This is a genomic window from Kribbella sp. NPDC056861, from assembly GCF_040687575.1.
Taxonomy (GTDB): Bacteria; Actinomycetota; Actinomycetes; order Propionibacteriales; family Kribbellaceae; genus Kribbella.
In genome coordinates this window covers 1,067,440-1,084,308 of the sequence record NZ_JBFBNQ010000001.1, presented here as the reverse complement: position 1 = coordinate 1,084,308, position 16,869 = coordinate 1,067,440, and the positions used below count along the sequence as shown (strand labels likewise).

The window sequence follows — 16,869 nt, the reverse complement described above, 5'->3', positions numbered from 1 at the left end:
AGGCAGCAGTTCGCGGATGCTCATCGTCCGCTCTCCAGCCATGGAGTCCTGGTCGGCCAGACGAGCTGTAGTGCCTGGATCGGTGGTTCGGCGGACCGTCTGAACATGGTGTTGGCCGTGTAGAGGTGGGTCGTTGAGTCCGGCATCCGGAGCAGTCGGGGTGCGAAGAGGTCGGCGAGGTCGTCGCCCTCGTCGAAATGCCGGCCGGAGAACACCGCCTCGACGAGCGGTTGCAGTTCACGCGCGACCAGATCCGGGTGGCAGTTGAAGGTGATGAACTCCGGATGCCCGTGCAGGCTCAGCCCGAGGGTGTAGGCATAGGCAGGATTTCGCCCGTCCTGGTCGCCCTCGATGAACTGGATCGTCCAGCCGAAGCGCTGGATGTTGGTCAGCAGACGCTGCTGGTACTCGGGGTTGTCGATGCCGCCGCAGATCTCGCTCATGACCCTCTCCTCTCGAAATCGAACAGATGTTCGACTCGATAGGGAAGATATCCGTCTTTCCGCCGGAGCAGCGGTTCGTCCACAGGCGGATTTCAGTGCTCGGGCTGGCAGGTGGGACACCAGTAGCTGACCCGCTCCCGAGGGGGCTCGCCGATCGGACCGGTCCGGATCGTCGTGCGGCATCGGCGGCATTGTTTGCCCGCCCGCTCGAACACGTAGGAGCGTTGACCCGGTCGATCCACCCCGGTCGTCACCTGCGCAGCGTGCCGCAGATTAGCCTTCATCAGCCGGCGGCTGAGGTCAACCACGGCTTCCAGGTCGACCGACGCCACCGGGCGCCACGGATGAATGCCGAGCAGGAAGCAGACCTCGGTCCGGTAGAAGTTCCCGATTCCGGCCAGATTCCGCTGATCGAGCAGCGCTTCGCTGATGGTTCGGTCCGGTTCGGCCGTGAGATTGGCCAGCGCCAAGGCCCGATCGAAGCCAGGGTCCAGCAGATCCGGGCCGAGATGGCCGACCACGGTGTCTTCGGCATCAGTCGCAACGAGTTCGAGCACGGGAAGCCGATACCCGACGGCGACCCAGCTGGCGGTCTCCAGCACCGCCCGTACCTGATAGTCCGGTCCGCCCTTCCAGGACTCGCCAGGCCGATACAGATGCCAACTGCCGTCCATCCGGAAGTGACTGTGAATCGTCACGCCGTCCGACAGCCGCATCAGCAAGTGCTTGCCCTTTGCAACGACCTCGAGCATCTTCTGCCCGCTGAAATCTGTGGTGGCCAGGGCCGGCACCCGGAAGTCCGTGCGCGTCAGTTCCTGCCCACTCAATGCCTGGTCGAGCCGCTTGCAGGCCCGCCAGACAGTGTCTCCTTCAGGCATAGCTCACGCTCGCAGCCGGAGGCCACGCGGCGTCGCATGGAACCCGGCCTTCGCCAACGCATCGCCGAACGCCGTATGCCGCACCTGCTCGCCATCCGCCGTCTCCACGCTGAGCTTGCCGAGGTGGCCGTCCCTGATCGCCAGCGCGAGTGCGTCCACGGCTGGTTGCAGCAGCTCCGGATCCTCGGTGAAGCTCAAGACGGTTCGCCCGCCACGCTCGACGTACACAATCAGTCTCCCGTCCACGAGCATCACCAGCGCACCGGCCTTCCGCCCTGGCCGGTGCCCACCGGCATTCTCCCGATCAGGCCAGGGGAGCGCGGCGCCGTACGGATTGGCCGGATCAGAAGCTGCCAGTACTACGGCCCGCGCCGCCGGCTCCTCTTTCACCCGGCTGCTCGGCGCACCGCCGCCGGTCGGCAACTCAGCCATCGCCCGCAATCGGTCAACCGCACCAGGCAAGGCGAACTGAGCAGCCCCGAGCCCCGCCACGAAGTACCCACGGCGGCAACGACCGGACTCCTCGAAGGCGCTCAGCACCTTGTAGACCGCCGCGAACCCACCCGGGGTGCGCTCGGTCATCACTGAGCCGCGCGTGACGATGCCGTAGCGATCCAGCAGTGTCTCCGCGGCCGCATGAGCGCGCCGGGTGGTGTCCGCGTTGCGCTCGGGCAGCAACGACCACCGCCCGCCCGCTGTCGGTGGCCCACTGCGCGCAGGCATCGTCGGCCGCCCTGGCCGCAGAGCACGCCCAGGGCGCGCGCGAGGCGTAGTACGGCGGGTCCGGTGGCTACCCCGGCCGCCGCCGACCAGGGAGCGAACTGGTGCCAGCGTGTCATTCGTCAGATGTCCTGCCCAGACGAGATCCCAGAGAATGCCGACGAGTGTTTCGTCGTCGACCACCCCTGCTGTCGAGCCAACGACATCGCTCAGTTGTCGGAAGAAGAACGCCCCGCCGCCGGACAAGGCGTCCAGCACCGCTTGGTGGGTCTCGCCGAGCTCGAAGGTGGGATCCGGATCGGGCAGCGTGAGATCGCTGTTGTCCGCCAGATGCAGCGAGACCCAGCCATCCGTCCCCGGCAACGAGCCAGACCCGGCCCACACCACTTCACCCGTCGCCGTCAACTCGTCCAGCATCGACGGCTGATACCCAGGCACTCGGGACGGCAGCACAATCGACTCCAGCGCCGACGCGGGAACGGAACATCCGGCCAACTGCTCAACAGCACCCAGCAGTACGTCGTACCCGCGGCCGCGGCTGCTCGTGATGCCTTGCCAGGCCGGCAAGAACCTCGCGAGCGCAGCCGGGTCGACCGGCTCGACCTCCTTGCGCAGCGCGGCCAGCGAGCGGCGCCGCAGCAACCGGAGAATCTCGCTGTCGCACCACTCCATTGCGATCCCGCCCGGCAGGAACTCGCCCTCGACCACCCGTCCGGCCGCGCTCAGCCGACGCAGAGTGTCCGTCACGACCGCGACCCCGACGCCGAGATGGGTCGCAAGATCGATGGCCCGGAAAGGTCCGTGCGTGCGGGCATAGCGCGACACCAGGTCGCCCATCGGATCCGCGACCGGCTCGGCATGCGCCTCGGCGACCCCAGGCGGCAGCGGTACGCCGAGGGCATCACGCAACCGTGCGACGTCTTCCACCACAGCCCAGCGGTGCTCACCCGCCACTCGCACCCGGACCACGCGCCGCGCCGCAGCGAGCTCGGTCAACCAGGCTTCGGCATCCGAGCCGTCAACGCTTCGTTGCGATGCCTCGGGCAACGACAGCGGACCGATCAGGCGCAGTACGTCGAAGAGTCCTTCGCCGTCACGAGCACGCCGATCCTCGGCAAGGCGTTGCAGCTCAGCCTCGGTCCGCAGTACGACCTCGGCATCGAGCAGTTCGCGCAGCTCGGTGCGGCCGAGCAGTTCGGCCAGCAAACCCTGATCGAGCGCCAACGCGGCAGCCCGCTTCTCAGCGAGTGGAGTGTCGCCTTCGTACATGAAGGCGCCCACGTAGCCGAACAGCAGCGACTTGGCGAACGGCGACGCCTCAGGGGTCTCCACCTCGACGACAGAAACCCGGCGCTCACCGATGCCCGTCAGCAGGTCCTTCAGGGCCGGCAGGTCGTAGACGTCCTGAAGCACCTCGCGCAGAGTCTCCAGCACGATCGGGAACGACCCGTACTTGCTGGCCACACTCAACAGTTGCGCCGACTTCTGGCGCTGCTGCCACAGTGGCGATCGCTTGCCCGGATTGCGCCGGGGCAGCAGCAACGCTCGCGCCGCACACTCACGGAATCGCGCGGCGAACAGCGCGGACCCGCCGACCTCCGCGGTGACGATCTCCTCGATCTCCGCCGGATCGAACAGCACCAGATCGGCGCCAGGCGGCGGCTCATCGGTCTCGGGCAGCCGCAGCACGATGCCGTCGTCGCCGGAGACCGATTGCGCGTCCATCCCGTAGCGCTCGCGCAGCCGGGCCGCGATCGCCAGGGCCCACGGTCCGTGCACCTGCCCGCCGTACGGCGAATGGATGCAGACCCGCCAATCGCCCAGCTCGTCGCGGAACCGCTCGACCAGGATCGTGATGTCGTCGGGCACCCGGCCGGTGGACTCCCGCTGCTCGCCGAGATAGGCGACCAGGTTGTTCGCGGCGTACTCGTCGAGGCCGCCGTCGCGCGCCCGCTTGACCGCCTTCGCCGCAGGCAGCGCGGCCATCGTCCGGATGAACGCCCCGGTCGCGGCCCCCAGCTCAGCCGGACGGCCGACCGCATCGCCTTTCCAGAACGGCAAACGGCCTGGTTGGCCGGGTGCGGGGGAGACCAGCACCCGGTCGTGGGTGATGTCCTCGATCCGCCAGCTCGACGCGCCCAGGGTGAATACGTCGCCGACTCTGGACTCGTAGACCATCTCCTCGTCCAGCTCGCCGACGCGATGGTTCGTGGTCTCGCCGACCAGGAAGACGCCGAACAGGCCCCGGTCGGGGATCGTGCCGCCGCTGGTCACCGCGAGCCGCTGCGCACCGGGCCGGCCGGAGATCTCGCCGCTGACCCGGTCGAACACGATCCTCGGCCGCAGCTCGGCGAACTCGTCCGACGGGTAGCGCCCCGACAACATGTCCAGCACACCGTCGTACGCCGATCGTGGCAGCGTCGCGAACGGGGCGCACCGGCGTACCAGGGCGAAGAGCTCATCGACGTCGATCGTGTCGAGGGCGACGATCGAGACGACCTGCTGCGCCAGCACGTCGAGCGGGTTGGCGGGGATGTGCAGGCTCTCGATCAGCCCGTCGCGCATCCGTTGGACCACGACGGCCGTGTCGATGAGGTCGCCGCGGAACTTCGGGAACAGCACGCCACGCGAGACCGCGCCGACCTGGTGCCCTGCGCGACCGACCCGCTGCAGGCCGCTGGCGACCGACGGCGGCGCCTCGACCTGGATGACCAGATCGACCGCGCCCATGTCGATGCCGAGCTCAAGGCTGCTGGTCGCGACCACACAAGGCAGCCGGCCGGACTTCAGATCGGCCTCGATCAGGCCTCGTTGCTCCTTGCTGACCGAACCGTGGTGGGCCTTGGCGATCAACGGGGGAGCGGCCAGGGAAGCGCCCGACTGAGCCATCACCTGGGCTGGCGAACCCGCCTCGGCCAGCTCGAGCTCGGCCCGCTCGGCGGCGATCTCGTTCAGCCGGGCGGTCAGGCGCTCGGCCAGGCGGCGCGAGTTCGAGAAGACGATGGTGGAGCGGTGGGCCGAGATGAGATCGAAGACGTGCTCCTCGACGTGCGGCCAGATCGACGCGTGCCGCGGTTGCCCGGCGGCCGAGCCGGACGTCTCGACCTCGGTGTTGGCCAGCTCGGCCATGTCCTCGACCGGCACGACGACGCTCAGATCCCACTGCTTCGTGAACTTGGGCTGGACCACCTTCACCGGTCGCCCGCCACCCAGGAACCGGGCGACCTCCTCGACCGGCCGGACCGTCGCCGACAGCCCGATCCGCTGCGCCGGTTTGGGCAACAACGTGTCGAGCCGCTCGAGCGTGAGCGCGAGGTGTGCGCCACGCTTGGTGCCGGCCACAGCGTGCACCTCGTCGATGATGATCGTCTCCACGCCCCGCAGCGACTCCCGCGCCTGCGAAGTGAGCAGCAGGAACAGTGACTCCGGGGTCGTGATCAGTACGTCGGAAGGCTTCGTGGCAAATCGTCTGCGCTCGTTGGCCGGCGTGTCGCCTGATCGGACCGCGACCTCGACATCGATCGGAGCCTCGCCCAGCCGCCGGGCGGTCTCCCGGATCCCGATCAGTGGTGCGCGCAGGTTGCGCTCGACGTCGACCGCCAGGGCCTTCATGGGAGACACGTAGAGCACCCGGCAGCGCAGCTTCGGGTCCTCCGGCGGCGGCACCGTCGCCAACCGGTCGAGCGCCCACAGGAAGGCCGCCAGCGTCTTGCCTGAACCGGTCGGAGCGACCACCAGCGCGTCCCGGCCCGCTGTGATCGCGTCCCACGCCTCGAGCTGGGCCGGGGTGGCCGCTTCGAAGACGTCGCCGAACCACGCCCGGGTCGCGGGCGAGAAGCGGCTCAACGCGCTGGATTTCTGCACGCTCCCCATCTTGCCCGGCCGCTCCGACAGTTTCCGGCGCGACCTTCCCGTGGCCGGACTGTCCCCGTCTTCTGGAATGATCAGCCGCATGAAGAACCGCGTGCGCACCGCGCTCGTCATCGTGGCCTGCCTGGTCGGTCTGACCGGCTGCGTGAAGCTCGATGCCGACCTCAAGGTGAATTCCAACGAGACCGTCTCCGGCACCATGCAGATCGGCGTCGACAAGCAACTGGTGGCCAGCAGCGGTCAGTCGCTCGACGCGATCCGCCAGCAGGTCGAGAAGGGGATCAAGACGACCGCGACCGACGGCGTCACCTGCAAGGCCTTCGAGGACGACAAGTACGTCGGCTCGGACTGCTCGTTCGAGAACGTGCCGTTCAAGGAGATGGGGTCGTCGACCGGTGACGGCGTCGGCTTCCGCAAGGACGGCGACAAGTTCATCGTCACGGTCAAGCAGCTGAACCTCGGCAGCGGGACCGGTGGCAGCACTCCGGTGGTCGACTTCAAGATCACCATGCCGGGCAAGATCCTCGAGCACGATGCCGGCGCCAAGGTGGACGGCCGGACGGCGACGTACGACAGCCTCGACAAGCTGGGCAACGTGTCGCTGACCTCCGAGGCCGGCAGCAGCTTCCCGGCCTGGGCGCTGATCCTGATCATCGTGCTTCTGCTGCTCGTCGCGGGCGGTGTCGCCTTCTTCGTACTGCGTGGGCGCAAGGCCAAGGCGCAGCAGCAAGGCCAGTACGGGCAATACCCGGGTCAGCCGCAGGGCCAGTGGGGTCCCCAGTACGGCGGCCAGCAGGGTGCACCTGGTCAGTACGGGCCCCCGCAGGGTTCGCCTGGTGGGTACGGCCAGCCTGGTCCGCAAGGCCCGGGGCAGCCGGGTCCATACGGTCAGCCGGGTCAGCAGCCGCAGCAGTACGGTCAGCCTGGTCCGGGGCAGTACCCTGGGCAGCCGCAGCCTCCGCAGCAGGGACAGCCGGGCCAGTGGGGCCCGCAGCAGCCGCCGCAAGGTCCGCCGCAGCAGGGCCAGGGTGGTTGGGGTCAGACGCCTCAAGGCCCGCCCGCTCAGGGGCAACCTCAGCAAGGCCAGCCGCCGCACGGACAACCTCCGCAGCAAGGTGGCTGGGGTCAGCCGCCGCAGCAGGGCGGACAGCAAGGTGGCTGGAACCGGCCGCCGGACAACGACGGGCAGTAATGAGACTGACGGAGTTCTGGGCCCGGATGGACAGCCATCTGGGCCCTGCCTACTCGCGAACCTGGGCGGAGACCCAGGCGGTGAGTGAGCTCGGCGGCCGCACGGTCAACGAGGCCCTGGCCGACGGCGAAGCAGCCAAGTTCGTCTGGCGCGCCGTCTGGGCGCACCTCCAACTGCCACCCAGCGAGCTCTGACTGCCGAACTGGTCCGTCGTCTAGACGGACCAGTTCGTGCGTGCCGCCCACTCCTCGGCAGGCAGGTAGATCAGGTCGCAGACAGGATCCTTCAGGTCGGCGTACTCGCCGGTGGATTCCAGAGGCAACGCCGCTGCCCGCCGCTTAAACTCGCCGTACGCCGCTGCCGTGTCCGGGTGGGCGCGCAAATAGTCCCTGAAGAGCAGCGCGTACCGCTGGTTGGCGCGGCCGATCACGCGCAGATGCAGGTTTACCCGACGGCGATACATAGGCTCGATCACCAACCGCTTGACCCACTGGAACTCGTCGGTGGGCAGACCGGGCACCGGGTGGTCGCGCCGAGGTGGCCTGGCCTCCCAATCGGCCGCCACCAGCAGCTGTACGGCGTCCTCCAGCTCGGACTCGGTCGCGACGGTCGCCTGGATGTCCAGAACGTCCTTGGACGGCAGATCGGGCACAGCGGTCGAGCCGATGTGGTCGATCCGTACGACGAGATCGCCGAGGATGTTGCTGATCACTTCAGCCGTCTTGTCGTACTGCGCGGCCCAGGTCGGATCCGGATGGACGATGGCGATCGCGTTCATGGAGCGATCCTCTCAGTGGCCCGCCGCGGCTGACAGTGCTTATCGGATCGGTTTGACCCGGAAGGCGCTCGTGCTGAGCAGTTCGGCAGCGGCGTACGCGGCTTTGCGGATGCCCTTGCGCTCGTCGAAGAAGCCGCCGACCACTCCGACCGCCGGGAGCTTGCCGAGCATCCTGGCGCCGATGCTGCCGCGGGGACGCTCCTCGAACACTTCACCGAGCCCGCCCATCAGCTTGCTAATCCGCCACACCAGGCGGACGCCCTTGCGGAGACCCGCCTCGTCCGACTCTTTGCCGAGCCCGAGTTGCTCAGCCACGTCCTTGCCGGCAGCGGTCGGATCGTCGTACCGGAGTACGTCGTCCGGCGTAATCGGGCGAGCGGTCAGCACTCGGGCGATCACGGCGGTCCGGTCCGCGTGCGCCTCGACGCCGTACTCACGGCAGACCGCGCCGATCACCATGGCCTGTACTGCGGCGCCGAGGGTGTCCTTGATCGGCAGGGCGTCAGCGGCCGCGCCACTGAGCCGGGGGAGACCCGCCACGACCGCAGCGAAGCCGCCAAGGCGCTCCACCCACCAGTCGCAGCGCTTGCCCAGCGGCAGCGTCGGCCACTCGGCATGACCGGGCACCTTCATCTGCAGCAGCCGGTCGATCGCCAGGATCAGGCCCTTCTCGGCCAGGTTGGGTTGCTCCTGGGCGGAGTACTCGGCCAGAGTGCTGCGGATGCCGAACGGATCCTGGGTGCGGAGTGCGTCGAGCACCGAGTCGATGCCGAACTCGACCCGGCTGAGAGCCAGGACGACGGCGGAGTCGGGGACGTCGGGACGGTCGGTCACGTTGGCCAGGGTAGGGAGTCGGCGGTCCAGTCACGATCTCCGGGGTTCCTCGGCGTGTCAATTGTGATTCGAACAGGTGTTCGGGCTATTTTGACTCGTACGAGTTCCTCGGATGTGCCGGGTTTTTCCACAGATTCGCTCCGGCACCAGAAACTGTCCGTGGGAACCCATACCGTCTCTGGCGACAACGAATTTCCTCCGGGCGGCTGTGACAGCGGCCCCGATAGTAGATGGGTTAGGTGGCAGTCACATGGCTGGTGCAGCGGCGAAGGACGACCGCAAGGCCGCGGATCGCGAGAAGGCGCTGGCGACCGCGCTGACGCAGATCGAGCGGAACTGCGGCAAGGGCGCGGTGATGCGCCTGGGCGACCAGGAGCGGGCGAAGATCGAGGTCATTCCGACCGGGTCGATCGCGCTCGACGTCGCCCTCGGGATCGGCGGCCTGCCGCGCGGTCGTGTGGTGGAGATCTACGGCCCGGAATCCTCCGGTAAGACGACGGTCGCGCTGCACGCGGTGGCGAACGCGCAGAAGGCCGGCGGGATCGCGGCCTTCATCGACGCCGAGCACGCGCTCGACCCGGACTACGCGCAGAAGCTCGGTGTCGACACCGACGCCCTGCTGGTCTCGCAGCCGGACTCCGGTGAGCAGGCGCTGGAGATCGCCGACATGCTGATCCGCTCCGGCGCGATCGACATCGTCGTGATCGACTCGGTGGCCGCGCTGGTGCCCCGGGCCGAGATCGAGGGCGAGATGGGTGACAGCCACGTCGGTCTGCAGGCCCGGCTGATGAGCCAGGCGCTGCGGAAGATGACCGGTGCGGTCAGCGGCACCAACACCACCGCGATCTTCATCAACCAGTTGCGCGAGAAGATCGGCGTGATGTTCGGCTCCCCGGAGACGACGACCGGTGGTAAGGCGCTGAAGTTCTACGCCTCGGTCCGGCTCGACGTGCGCCGGATCGAGTCGCTGAAGGACGGCACCGACTTCGTCGGCAACCGGACCCGGGTCAAGGTCGTGAAGAACAAGGTGGCCCCGCCGTTCAAGCAGGCCGAGTTCGACATCATCTACGGCCTGGGCATCAGCCGTGAGGGCAGCCTGCTGGACCTCGGTGTGGAGCAGGGCTTCGTCCGCAAGGCCGGCGCCTGGTTCACCTACGAGAGCGACCAACTCGGTCAGGGCCGGGAGAACGCGCGGAACTTCCTGCGCGACAACCCGGATCTGGCCAACGAGCTGGAGAAGAAGATCAAGGACAAGATGGGCATCGGCGTGACGGCGGCGGACAAGCCGGCTGAGGCAGCGGCCGAGGTTGATGTCGACTTCTGATCAGCCCTCGACTCCCGGCGTGAACCGTCCGGGCAGCTCCAGGCCAGGCAGTTCCAAGAAAGCCTTGCCGGAGTTGCCCGCCGGAGTACGCCGGGGTCTCGCGGGAATCACTCCACCGAAGCCGGTGGAGCCTGATCCAGAAGCACCCCGGGCCCCGATCCAGCCGCTGCCGTGGAGCGTCAACGGCGAACTCGGGGCACCCAAGAAGTCCTCCGCGCCTCGGGCCGGAAAGACCAGTCGCGCGAAGAGCAGCCGCGCCAAGACGGCGACCGATCGCCCGGCAACTGGTGGTCGTGCCGCGTCGGGCACCGATCGTCCGACGACTGGTGGTCGTGCCGCGTCGGACATCGATCGTCCTGCGAGCGGTGGTCGTGCCAAGTCAGCCGCCGATCGTCCCGCGACTGGTGATCGCGCCAAGTCGATCACCGATCGCCGGGTGTCTGGCGATGCCTTCGACAAGTTCGAGGGCAGTCCCGACGGTATGCCCGAGTGGGCTGTCGACGAGTCTCCTGACAGCTCACAGAGCAGTGGCCCTCGGCACAGTGCGCGTAGCGCTGGTACCGGCGCGGCGATGTCGTCAGACCCGTGGGGCGACATCGCCGGCATATCTGGTGGTGTCGACGGCACAGCGGACGGTGCTGCTGGCCGGGGTGCACGTGGCGCCAGGGCGAGGGCAGTTGCCGCGACGGATCCCTGGGGTGATGACGACAGCGCACCAGATGCTGTTGGTCACGGAGCAAATACCGCGCGGGCAGCGGCCGTGGGAGACCCATGGGGCGATGACGTCGACGCAGCAGGCGATGCCGTTGCCGGTGTAAGCGGCGCCGCTTCCGGGGCAGCAACCTCGGCGGACCCGTGGGGTGATGCTGACGAGACCTCAGATGGTGATGCTCAGCGCGAGATAGAGAGTGCTGGCGCGGACGCTGTCGTAGTACCGGATCCGTGGGGCGACGCTGATGGCACAGCGGGTGAGCCTGATCAGCGCGCTGCCGACGGTGCTGCGGCTGCTGGTGCTCGTGCTGTCGTGTCGCCGGATCCTTGGGGCGATGCTGAAGACACGTCCGGTGCCGCCGACGAGCCGCCCGCGAGTGCGTCGTCCAGCAGGACATCCAGCAAGAAGCCGGCTGAAGTTGATGCGCCGTCTGGCAGAGCGCCTCGTGGTGAGCCGGTCGCGAGTGCTGCGTCGTCAACCGGATCGTCAGGCAGCGAATCGTCTGCGGAAGAAGAGGAAGTCGCCGCTGAGGTGGCTTCCAGCGAGCGGTCTTACAGTGAGCCTTCGCGGAGCAGTGGGCGGCGGCGATCCGGGTTTCAGAGGAGTCGGCCGTTCGGGGGTAAGCGACCGGATGCGTCGGTGGATGCTGAGCGTGATCCGTCGACCGATCCGCACTCGGCGGCTCGGACGATTCTGCTCGACAAACTGAGTGGGCAACCGCGGACCCGGGCCGAGTTGGCCGACATGCTGGCCGAGCGGGACATTCCCGACGAAGTGGCGGACGAGGTACTCGATCGGTTCACCGAGGTCGGGCTGATCGACGACGCTGCTTTCGCGAACGCATGGGTCGAATCTCGCCACCGTGGTCGCGGCTTGGGCAAGCGAGCCCTCGCACAGGAACTGCGCCGTCGTGGAGTCGACGACGAGATGGCCCGCGACGCCCTCGACGAACTCGATCCCGACCAAGAAGAAGCCACCGCACGAGCCTTGGTCCGCAAGAAGCTCCGCTCGATGCGCAACCTGGAGCGCCAGGTAGCAATGCGCCGCCTCGTCGGCATGCTCGCCCGCAAGGGCTACCCGGGCGCCCTGGCGATGAGCATCATCAAACAAGCACTAGACGCCAGCGACGAAGAACTCCCACTCCTCAACGACTCCGGCCTCGAAGCCGAGTAGCCGGCAACACCGCGCACTGCACGCCTCGGCACCCGCAGCACCGCAGCCGGTCGCGCTTCGCGCCCCGGCACCTGCTGCACCGCAGCCGGTCGCACTGCGGGTGACGGTTCGAAAGGTTCGATGGCGAGGGGATGTTGGGGTGGCTAAGCATGTCTACCGCACACTCTGCCGAGGGCACGCCGGACCGCGGCTCTGCGGTACCCCGGTCGCAGTTCACCGCACCCTCGGCCGGCAGCACCCGAGCACCCGGTCTGGTGCATCCCGCCTGGCTGCACCGCAGCCGGCCGCACTGCGCAGGACGGGTTCGAAGGGTCCGATGGCGAGGGGATGCTGGGATTGGCCGAGCATGCCTACCGCACACTCCGCCGAGGCATGGGTACCGCGGCGCTGTGACACTCCAGTCGCAGTTCACTGCACCCCCGCCTGGCTGCACTCCGGCACCCGGTCTGGTGCACTCGCGTCGCACGCCGCTTTGTTGCATCCGCCTGGCTGTACCCCACCCGGCTGTTTAGCCGCGCCGCACGCCGTGCCAGCCGGGCTGTGGAAGCAACGTACCGGGGCTGCGCAGCACAGCCCTGGCCGGACAGCCCCTTTGCTCGGCTGCTCCGCGCATCCGCTCTGGTGCACCCGCGTCGCGGCACCCCGCTGTGTGCCGCATCGCACGCCGTCCGAGCCGGGCGCTGGCAGCAACGCACCCGGGACGTACAGCACAGCCTTGGCTGCAAGGCGTCTCGCTAGGCTGCGCCATACACCCGCCCTGATGCACCCGTGGCGCAGCGCCTCGCGCTCTCTTCCGCATCGCACGCCACCCCGGCCCGGCTCTGGCAGCAACGCACCGTGGGCCGTGCACCGCAGCACCCGCCGCAAGGCGCCTCGCTCACCTGCGCCGCGCACTTGCTCTGGTGCACCCGCGTCGCAGCGCGTCCCGCTCTCTGCCGCACCGCACGCCGTCACTGACGGGCTCTGGCAGTACCACACCGGGGCTGTACTGCTCAGACCGGCCGCACCGCAGCCCGCCGTACTGCGGGGGACGGGGTAGAGGGGTTCGACGGCAAGGACATGCTGGGGGTGGCTGAGCACACCTATCGCACTCTGCCCGGGGCACCCGTACCTCGGCTCTACCGCACCCCGGCCGTAGCGCACCGCACCTTCGCCCGGCTGCACCCTGGCACTCGCACTGGTACACCTGTGTCGCACCCCATTCTGTCGCATGCTGCCTGGCTGCACCGCACCCCGGCCGCAGCGCGCCGAGCCCTGATGCACCCGCACCCGCTCTCTTGCATCCCGGCTGGCTGCACCGCACTCGGGCGCACTGCACCGCATTCCAGCTGGGGCAGCCTGTACCCCGGCTCTGCCGCACCCCCGACCGCGATGCACCGCACCCTCGCCCGGCTGCACCCCGCTCTGGTAGCCGCGTCGCACTTGCTCTGTTGCGCTCGTGCTCTGTTGTGCGTCCCGCGCCATGCTCCGGCCTGCGTACATGCCGTGCGGGTGTCGGAGAGGGCTGGGGTTGGGGCTTGAGGTGTTGGAGGAGGGTGCTTGAGCTAGTGGCGTGGGGTTAGGCGGGTAGGGACAGGCTGCGGCGGAGGGCTAGGAAGGGTTGGTATGAGGCGGTGTGGTCGTGGTCGCAGGAGCACTGGTTGGTTGTGCCGCCTAGGAGTTGGCGTGGGGTTAGGCCTGTTAGGCGGAGGCATTCGCGGTTGAGGTGTGCTTGGTCGGCGTAGCCTGCGTCGATTGCCAGGCCGGCGGTGCCGTCTGTGCCTTGGGTGCCTGTGGGGGTTGCGCCGGCTTGGGCCAGGGCGAGGAAGCCCTGGAAGCGCAGGGTTCGTTGGAGGACTTTGGGGGTCATTCCTACTGCTTGGAGGCAGCGGCGGCGGAGTTGGCTGGGGGAGAGGGTCAGGTCGGTCGCGAGTTTGTTGATGTTGACCGGGTGCCAGGGCATGAGTGCTTTGACGGCTTGGGTTATCAGTGGATCTACGTGGGCGGTGCTTTGAAACTGGTGCAGGAGGTTTGCCTGTAGTGACAGGAGGGCGTGCTCGGGGGTGGTGGCCTGGGCCAGTGTTTCTGCTAGGTGGGTCGCCGAAGTGCGCCATAGGTCAATGAGGCTTAGGCGTTGGTCGACCAGATCGTCGAGGACTGTGGGGAGTGGCGGTGGTGTTCCTGGGTGGAAGCGCGCGCCGATGATGGTGGTGTTCGGGGGGATGAGCTCGAGCTTGGGTCCGGTCAGGGGGCCGATGAGGTGGGGGTTGCCGCCGAGTGGGAAGTGGAGTTCGACGCCGCCGGTGGGGAGGTGGCGTTGGGTGTACGGCGTTGTGCCGGTGCGTTGGATCCAGACTGTGCGCACCACGTTTGCCAGAGCTGGCAGTGGCGGGCGCTCGACGTAGGACTCCACTTGGTCATCCTCGCAGCGGAGGGGTCAGTCCGCCTTGGTCGTGACTGTGGCCGAGGTCGGTGGCGGTGGCGGTGGTGGTGGCTGTGGCCGAGGTCAGTGGTGGTGGAGGTGGTAGCTGTGGCGGTCGGGGAGCGCGAGTCGGTTGTGTGGGGCGACGGTGTAGCTGACCTGGACCGTGTTGGACCTGGCCGCCGTCCGGCAGCGCGCGATCGCGAATGGCCGGGGGAGATGGTGGTTGATTAGGGTGCTGGGATGAGTTTTCGGCTGGCGGCGTACGCGGTTTGTGTCGAGGGTGGGCGGGTGTTGCTTGCTCGGTATGTGTCGCCGAAAGGAGAGGGGAGTTGGTGGACTCTTCCGGGTGGCAAGGTCGAGCATGGTGAGGATCCGTTTGATGCGGTGATTCGCGAGGTTGCCGAGGAGACCGGGTGTGATGGCGTGGTGGAACGGTTGCTGGGGGTGGATTCCCGGTTGATCTCCGCGGCTGAGAGCACGGCTGGAACCTTGCATCAGAATGTTGGGGTTTTCTATGGGGTTCGGATCATCGGCGGGGAGCTTCGGCCGGAGCCGAATGGTGAGACTGCTGAGTCGGTGTGGACTCCGGTGTCGGAGATCGCCGGACTGCCTCGGTCGGTAGTGGTTGATGTGGGGATTGCTTTGGCGCAGGCGACTCCGGCGAGTGGGCATGTCGCGTCGATCCGAGTTGGGGGATTGATTCGGCATTAGCGCCCGTCGCGTGGTGATGCTCTGTCAGGATCGGGGGATGCCGTTCCCAGATTGAGGTTCGCTCGGGGGTTTGTGTTGTCGACTATCGGCCGGAGTGGCCGGCTGAGTTCAAGTTGATCGCTGATGAGTTGCGCTCGAGGTTGGGGAGTCGGGCTTTGGCAGTCGACCATGTGGAGTCCACATCGGTGCCGGGGTTGGCGGCGAAGGACTGCATCGACGTACAGGTTCGTACTGGGTCGTTGGTGGAGGAGGAATTTGTCTCGGCGCTGGCTGAGGGCGGTTTCAGGTGCCAGCCTGAGGTGTGGAATCGGGTGGAGATTTCTGGCGGGTAGGAGTGCCGGAAGTTGGTGTTCGCGCCGCCGGGGGGTGGGCGGAGGTGCAATATTCATATTCGGCTCGTGGGAGGGCCGAATGCGCGTTATGCGCTGCTGTTTCGGGACTATTTGCGCGCCGATGGGGTTGCTCGGGCTGGGCGGGGAGCCTTCAAGCAGCGGTTGGCTGTGAGCGGTGGGCTCGGCACAGTGGGTGGGGTGTGGCGCTGGGTGGACGGCCGGCGGGGGACCATCGGGTTATGACGACTGATCGAGAGACCCTGCGGGCGTTGGCGGATGACGGGAACGAGAAGGCGCTGGATCGGTTGGCCGATCTTGCCGATGGGCGCGGGGATGTGGATGAGCTGAGTGAGCTGCTGGACGAGGGGTCGATGCACGCGGGGGAGTTGCTGACTCGGCGGGCGGCTGAGGCGCGGGATCTACGGGAGTTGCAGCGGATCGCGGATGCTGGATACGACGAGGCGGGCGAGGTACTGGACAAGCTGCTTGAGAAGTCGGGTGGCGACGGGGAGTAGCCGATACGGCGGTGAGCGCCGGCGGGGGGTTCGTCAAACGGCGTCAGGTTGGCTTCAGACGCCGGCTTGTGAGGTTGTGAATAGGTGACTGAGGCAAGGAGAGCGGGCTGCCAGCGGCGAGGGACGTTGACGGGTGAGGGCTGACGGTGTCTGATCCGAAGTACGGATCGTTTTGACTGGTCCGTAGGCTGGGATTTTCGTCCGATCCGCCCCTGACACCTCTCGGAGGGTGCAATGAACGATTTCCAGGAACAGGCTAAGAACTGGCTCCGGAATGTCGTCAAGCAAAACCCGGACAAGATCAAGGCGGGCGTGGAGAAAGCAGGCGACCTGATCGACAAGCAGACCGGCGGGAAGTACGCCGAGAAGGTCGATTCGGTCCAGGAGAAGGTCGGCAGCTATGTCGACACTCATGCTGAGTCTTCGCAGCCCGCCGGTGATGCCGGGAACACCTCGACCGAGCAGAAGAGTGAGGCCACGCCCGCTGAGCAGGCACCGACACCGGCGCCTGGGGCAGATGATTCTGGAGTAGATCAGGGCGGCTCGAGTGACGCCGAGGCGACCGGTACTGCGGATGACGCCGCGGAGACTGTCGACGAGGCGTCGCCGGATGCTGTGGATGGCTCGGTTGTCGGTGGGGAGACCCCTGACGTCGAAAGCAACCCGAGTCGTTCGGCTGGTTCCGGGACTGAAGGTGCGACGACGGGGAGTACTGTGACCGGTACCTCGGACGGCGGGCTTCCCGGGCCGAGATAGTCGGCTTGGAGTCATTTCAGCGACCCGGCTCTCCAGCCTCACGGCGTGGAGAGCCGGGTCGTTGGTCTGAGGGGGCGGGCGCCGTCGCACCCCGACCACAGCCCGCTCACCCTGAGTGAGACAACCAAGGTCTCGATTTGACCGGGAATCCGGTGCACGGGTGTTCGTCTTGACCCTGTGGATAGCCGCGCCTAGCCTCGGATTCAGTAAGGGATCACTCCACCGCA

15 protein-coding genes and 1 pseudogene are annotated in these 16,869 nt (G+C 67.6%); 9 read left to right on the top strand and 7 right to left on the bottom strand.

Annotation, left to right across the window (positions count from 1 at the left end; translation table 11 throughout):
- Positions 1 to 20: 20 nt before the first annotated feature.
- From AB0P21_RS04910 to AB0P21_RS04900, 3 genes are all read right to left on the bottom strand, one after another.
- The gene (locus AB0P21_RS04910; protein ID WP_363693741.1) at positions 21 to 443 is read right to left on the bottom strand and encodes a DUF4262 domain-containing protein; all 423 of its coding nucleotides are present in this window, start codon (positions 441 to 443) and stop codon (positions 21 to 23) included.
- 92 nt (positions 444 to 535) lie between these two features.
- Positions 536 to 1,321 (bottom strand): DNA-formamidopyrimidine glycosylase family protein, encoded by a 786-nt coding sequence (locus tag AB0P21_RS04905; RefSeq protein WP_363693740.1) that lies wholly within the window; start codon positions 1,319 to 1,321, stop codon positions 536 to 538.
- A gap of 3 nt (positions 1,322 to 1,324) precedes the next feature.
- Entirely contained in the window at positions 1,325 to 5,914 is a 4,590-nt protein-coding gene (locus AB0P21_RS04900) for an ATP-dependent helicase (protein ID WP_363694423.1), read from the bottom strand.
- A gap of 79 nt (positions 5,915 to 5,993) precedes the next feature.
- Here AB0P21_RS04900 and AB0P21_RS04895 point away from each other — a divergent pair, with 79 nt between their 5' ends.
- Both AB0P21_RS04895 and AB0P21_RS04890 read left to right on the top strand, forming a co-directional pair.
- Entirely contained in the window at positions 5,994 to 7,103 is a 1,110-nt protein-coding gene (locus AB0P21_RS04895; protein WP_363693739.1) for a hypothetical protein, read from the top strand.
- The gene (locus tag AB0P21_RS04890; protein ID WP_363693738.1) at positions 7,103 to 7,297 is read left to right on the top strand and encodes a DUF3046 domain-containing protein; all 195 of its coding nucleotides are present in this window, start codon (positions 7,103 to 7,105) and stop codon (positions 7,295 to 7,297) included. Before AB0P21_RS04895 ends, AB0P21_RS04890 begins: the two co-directional genes overlap by 1 nt.
- Before the next feature lie 20 nt (positions 7,298 to 7,317).
- Here the strand turns inward: AB0P21_RS04890 and AB0P21_RS04885 are convergent, their stop codons facing one another.
- Together AB0P21_RS04885 and AB0P21_RS04880 are read right to left on the bottom strand one after the other, a co-directional pair.
- Positions 7,318 to 7,881 carry a GrpB family protein gene (locus AB0P21_RS04885; RefSeq protein WP_363693737.1) on the bottom strand — a complete coding sequence of 188 codons (564 nt, stop codon included), beginning with the start codon at positions 7,879 to 7,881 and terminating at the stop codon, positions 7,318 to 7,320.
- A 39-nt stretch (positions 7,882 to 7,920) separates the two neighbouring features.
- A complete protein-coding gene (locus AB0P21_RS04880; RefSeq protein ID WP_363693736.1) occupies positions 7,921 to 8,715 on the bottom strand; it encodes a hypothetical protein in 795 nt (264 codons plus the stop codon).
- A 250-nt stretch (positions 8,716 to 8,965) separates the two neighbouring features.
- Between AB0P21_RS04880 and recA the strand changes: the two genes are divergently transcribed.
- Positions 8,966 to 10,039 carry a recombinase RecA gene (gene recA, locus AB0P21_RS04875; protein WP_363693735.1) on the top strand — a complete coding sequence of 358 codons (1,074 nt, stop codon included), beginning with the start codon at positions 8,966 to 8,968 and terminating at the stop codon, positions 10,037 to 10,039.
- Here recA and AB0P21_RS04870 read toward each other — a convergent pair whose 3' ends face one another.
- The gene (locus tag AB0P21_RS04870; RefSeq protein ID WP_363693734.1) at positions 10,040 to 10,387 is read right to left on the bottom strand and encodes a hypothetical protein; all 348 of its coding nucleotides are present in this window, start codon (positions 10,385 to 10,387) and stop codon (positions 10,040 to 10,042) included.
- A 266-nt stretch (positions 10,388 to 10,653) separates the two neighbouring features.
- On the opposite strand from AB0P21_RS04870, the gene AB0P21_RS04865 reads away from it, so the two are divergent.
- Both AB0P21_RS04865 and AB0P21_RS04860 read left to right on the top strand, forming a co-directional pair.
- Positions 10,654 to 10,857: a hypothetical protein gene (locus AB0P21_RS04865; RefSeq protein WP_363693733.1), complete on the top strand. Its 204-nt coding sequence runs from the start codon at positions 10,654 to 10,656 to the stop codon at positions 10,855 to 10,857.
- Between the two features lie 533 nt (positions 10,858 to 11,390).
- Positions 11,391 to 11,924, top strand: coding sequence for a regulatory protein RecX (locus AB0P21_RS04860; protein ID WP_363693732.1), 534 nt, complete (start codon positions 11,391 to 11,393; stop codon positions 11,922 to 11,924).
- A gap of 1,558 nt (positions 11,925 to 13,482) precedes the next feature.
- On the opposite strand, the gene AB0P21_RS04855 is transcribed toward AB0P21_RS04860, so the two are convergent.
- Positions 13,483 to 14,316 carry an AraC family transcriptional regulator gene (locus AB0P21_RS04855; protein WP_363693731.1) on the bottom strand — a complete coding sequence of 278 codons (834 nt, stop codon included), beginning with the start codon at positions 14,314 to 14,316 and terminating at the stop codon, positions 13,483 to 13,485.
- A gap of 252 nt (positions 14,317 to 14,568) precedes the next feature.
- Between AB0P21_RS04855 and AB0P21_RS04850 the strand changes: the two genes are divergently transcribed.
- From AB0P21_RS04850 to AB0P21_RS04835, 4 genes and pseudogenes are all read left to right on the top strand, one after another.
- Positions 14,569 to 15,039: an NUDIX domain-containing protein gene (locus tag AB0P21_RS04850; protein WP_363693730.1), complete on the top strand. Its 471-nt coding sequence runs from the start codon at positions 14,569 to 14,571 to the stop codon at positions 15,037 to 15,039.
- 29 nt (positions 15,040 to 15,068) lie between these two features.
- Positions 15,069 to 15,614: pseudogene (locus AB0P21_RS04845) on the top strand (GrpB family protein).
- Positions 15,611 to 15,886 (top strand): hypothetical protein, encoded by a 276-nt coding sequence (locus AB0P21_RS04840; RefSeq protein ID WP_363693729.1) that lies wholly within the window; start codon positions 15,611 to 15,613, stop codon positions 15,884 to 15,886. The pseudogene AB0P21_RS04845 and the gene AB0P21_RS04840 overlap by 4 nt, the downstream one beginning before the upstream one ends.
- A 234-nt stretch (positions 15,887 to 16,120) precedes the next feature.
- Complete coding sequence (locus AB0P21_RS04835) at positions 16,121 to 16,642, top strand: antitoxin (protein ID WP_363693728.1); 522 nt, start codon at positions 16,121 to 16,123, stop codon at positions 16,640 to 16,642.
- Positions 16,643 to 16,869: the final 227 nt, after the last annotated feature.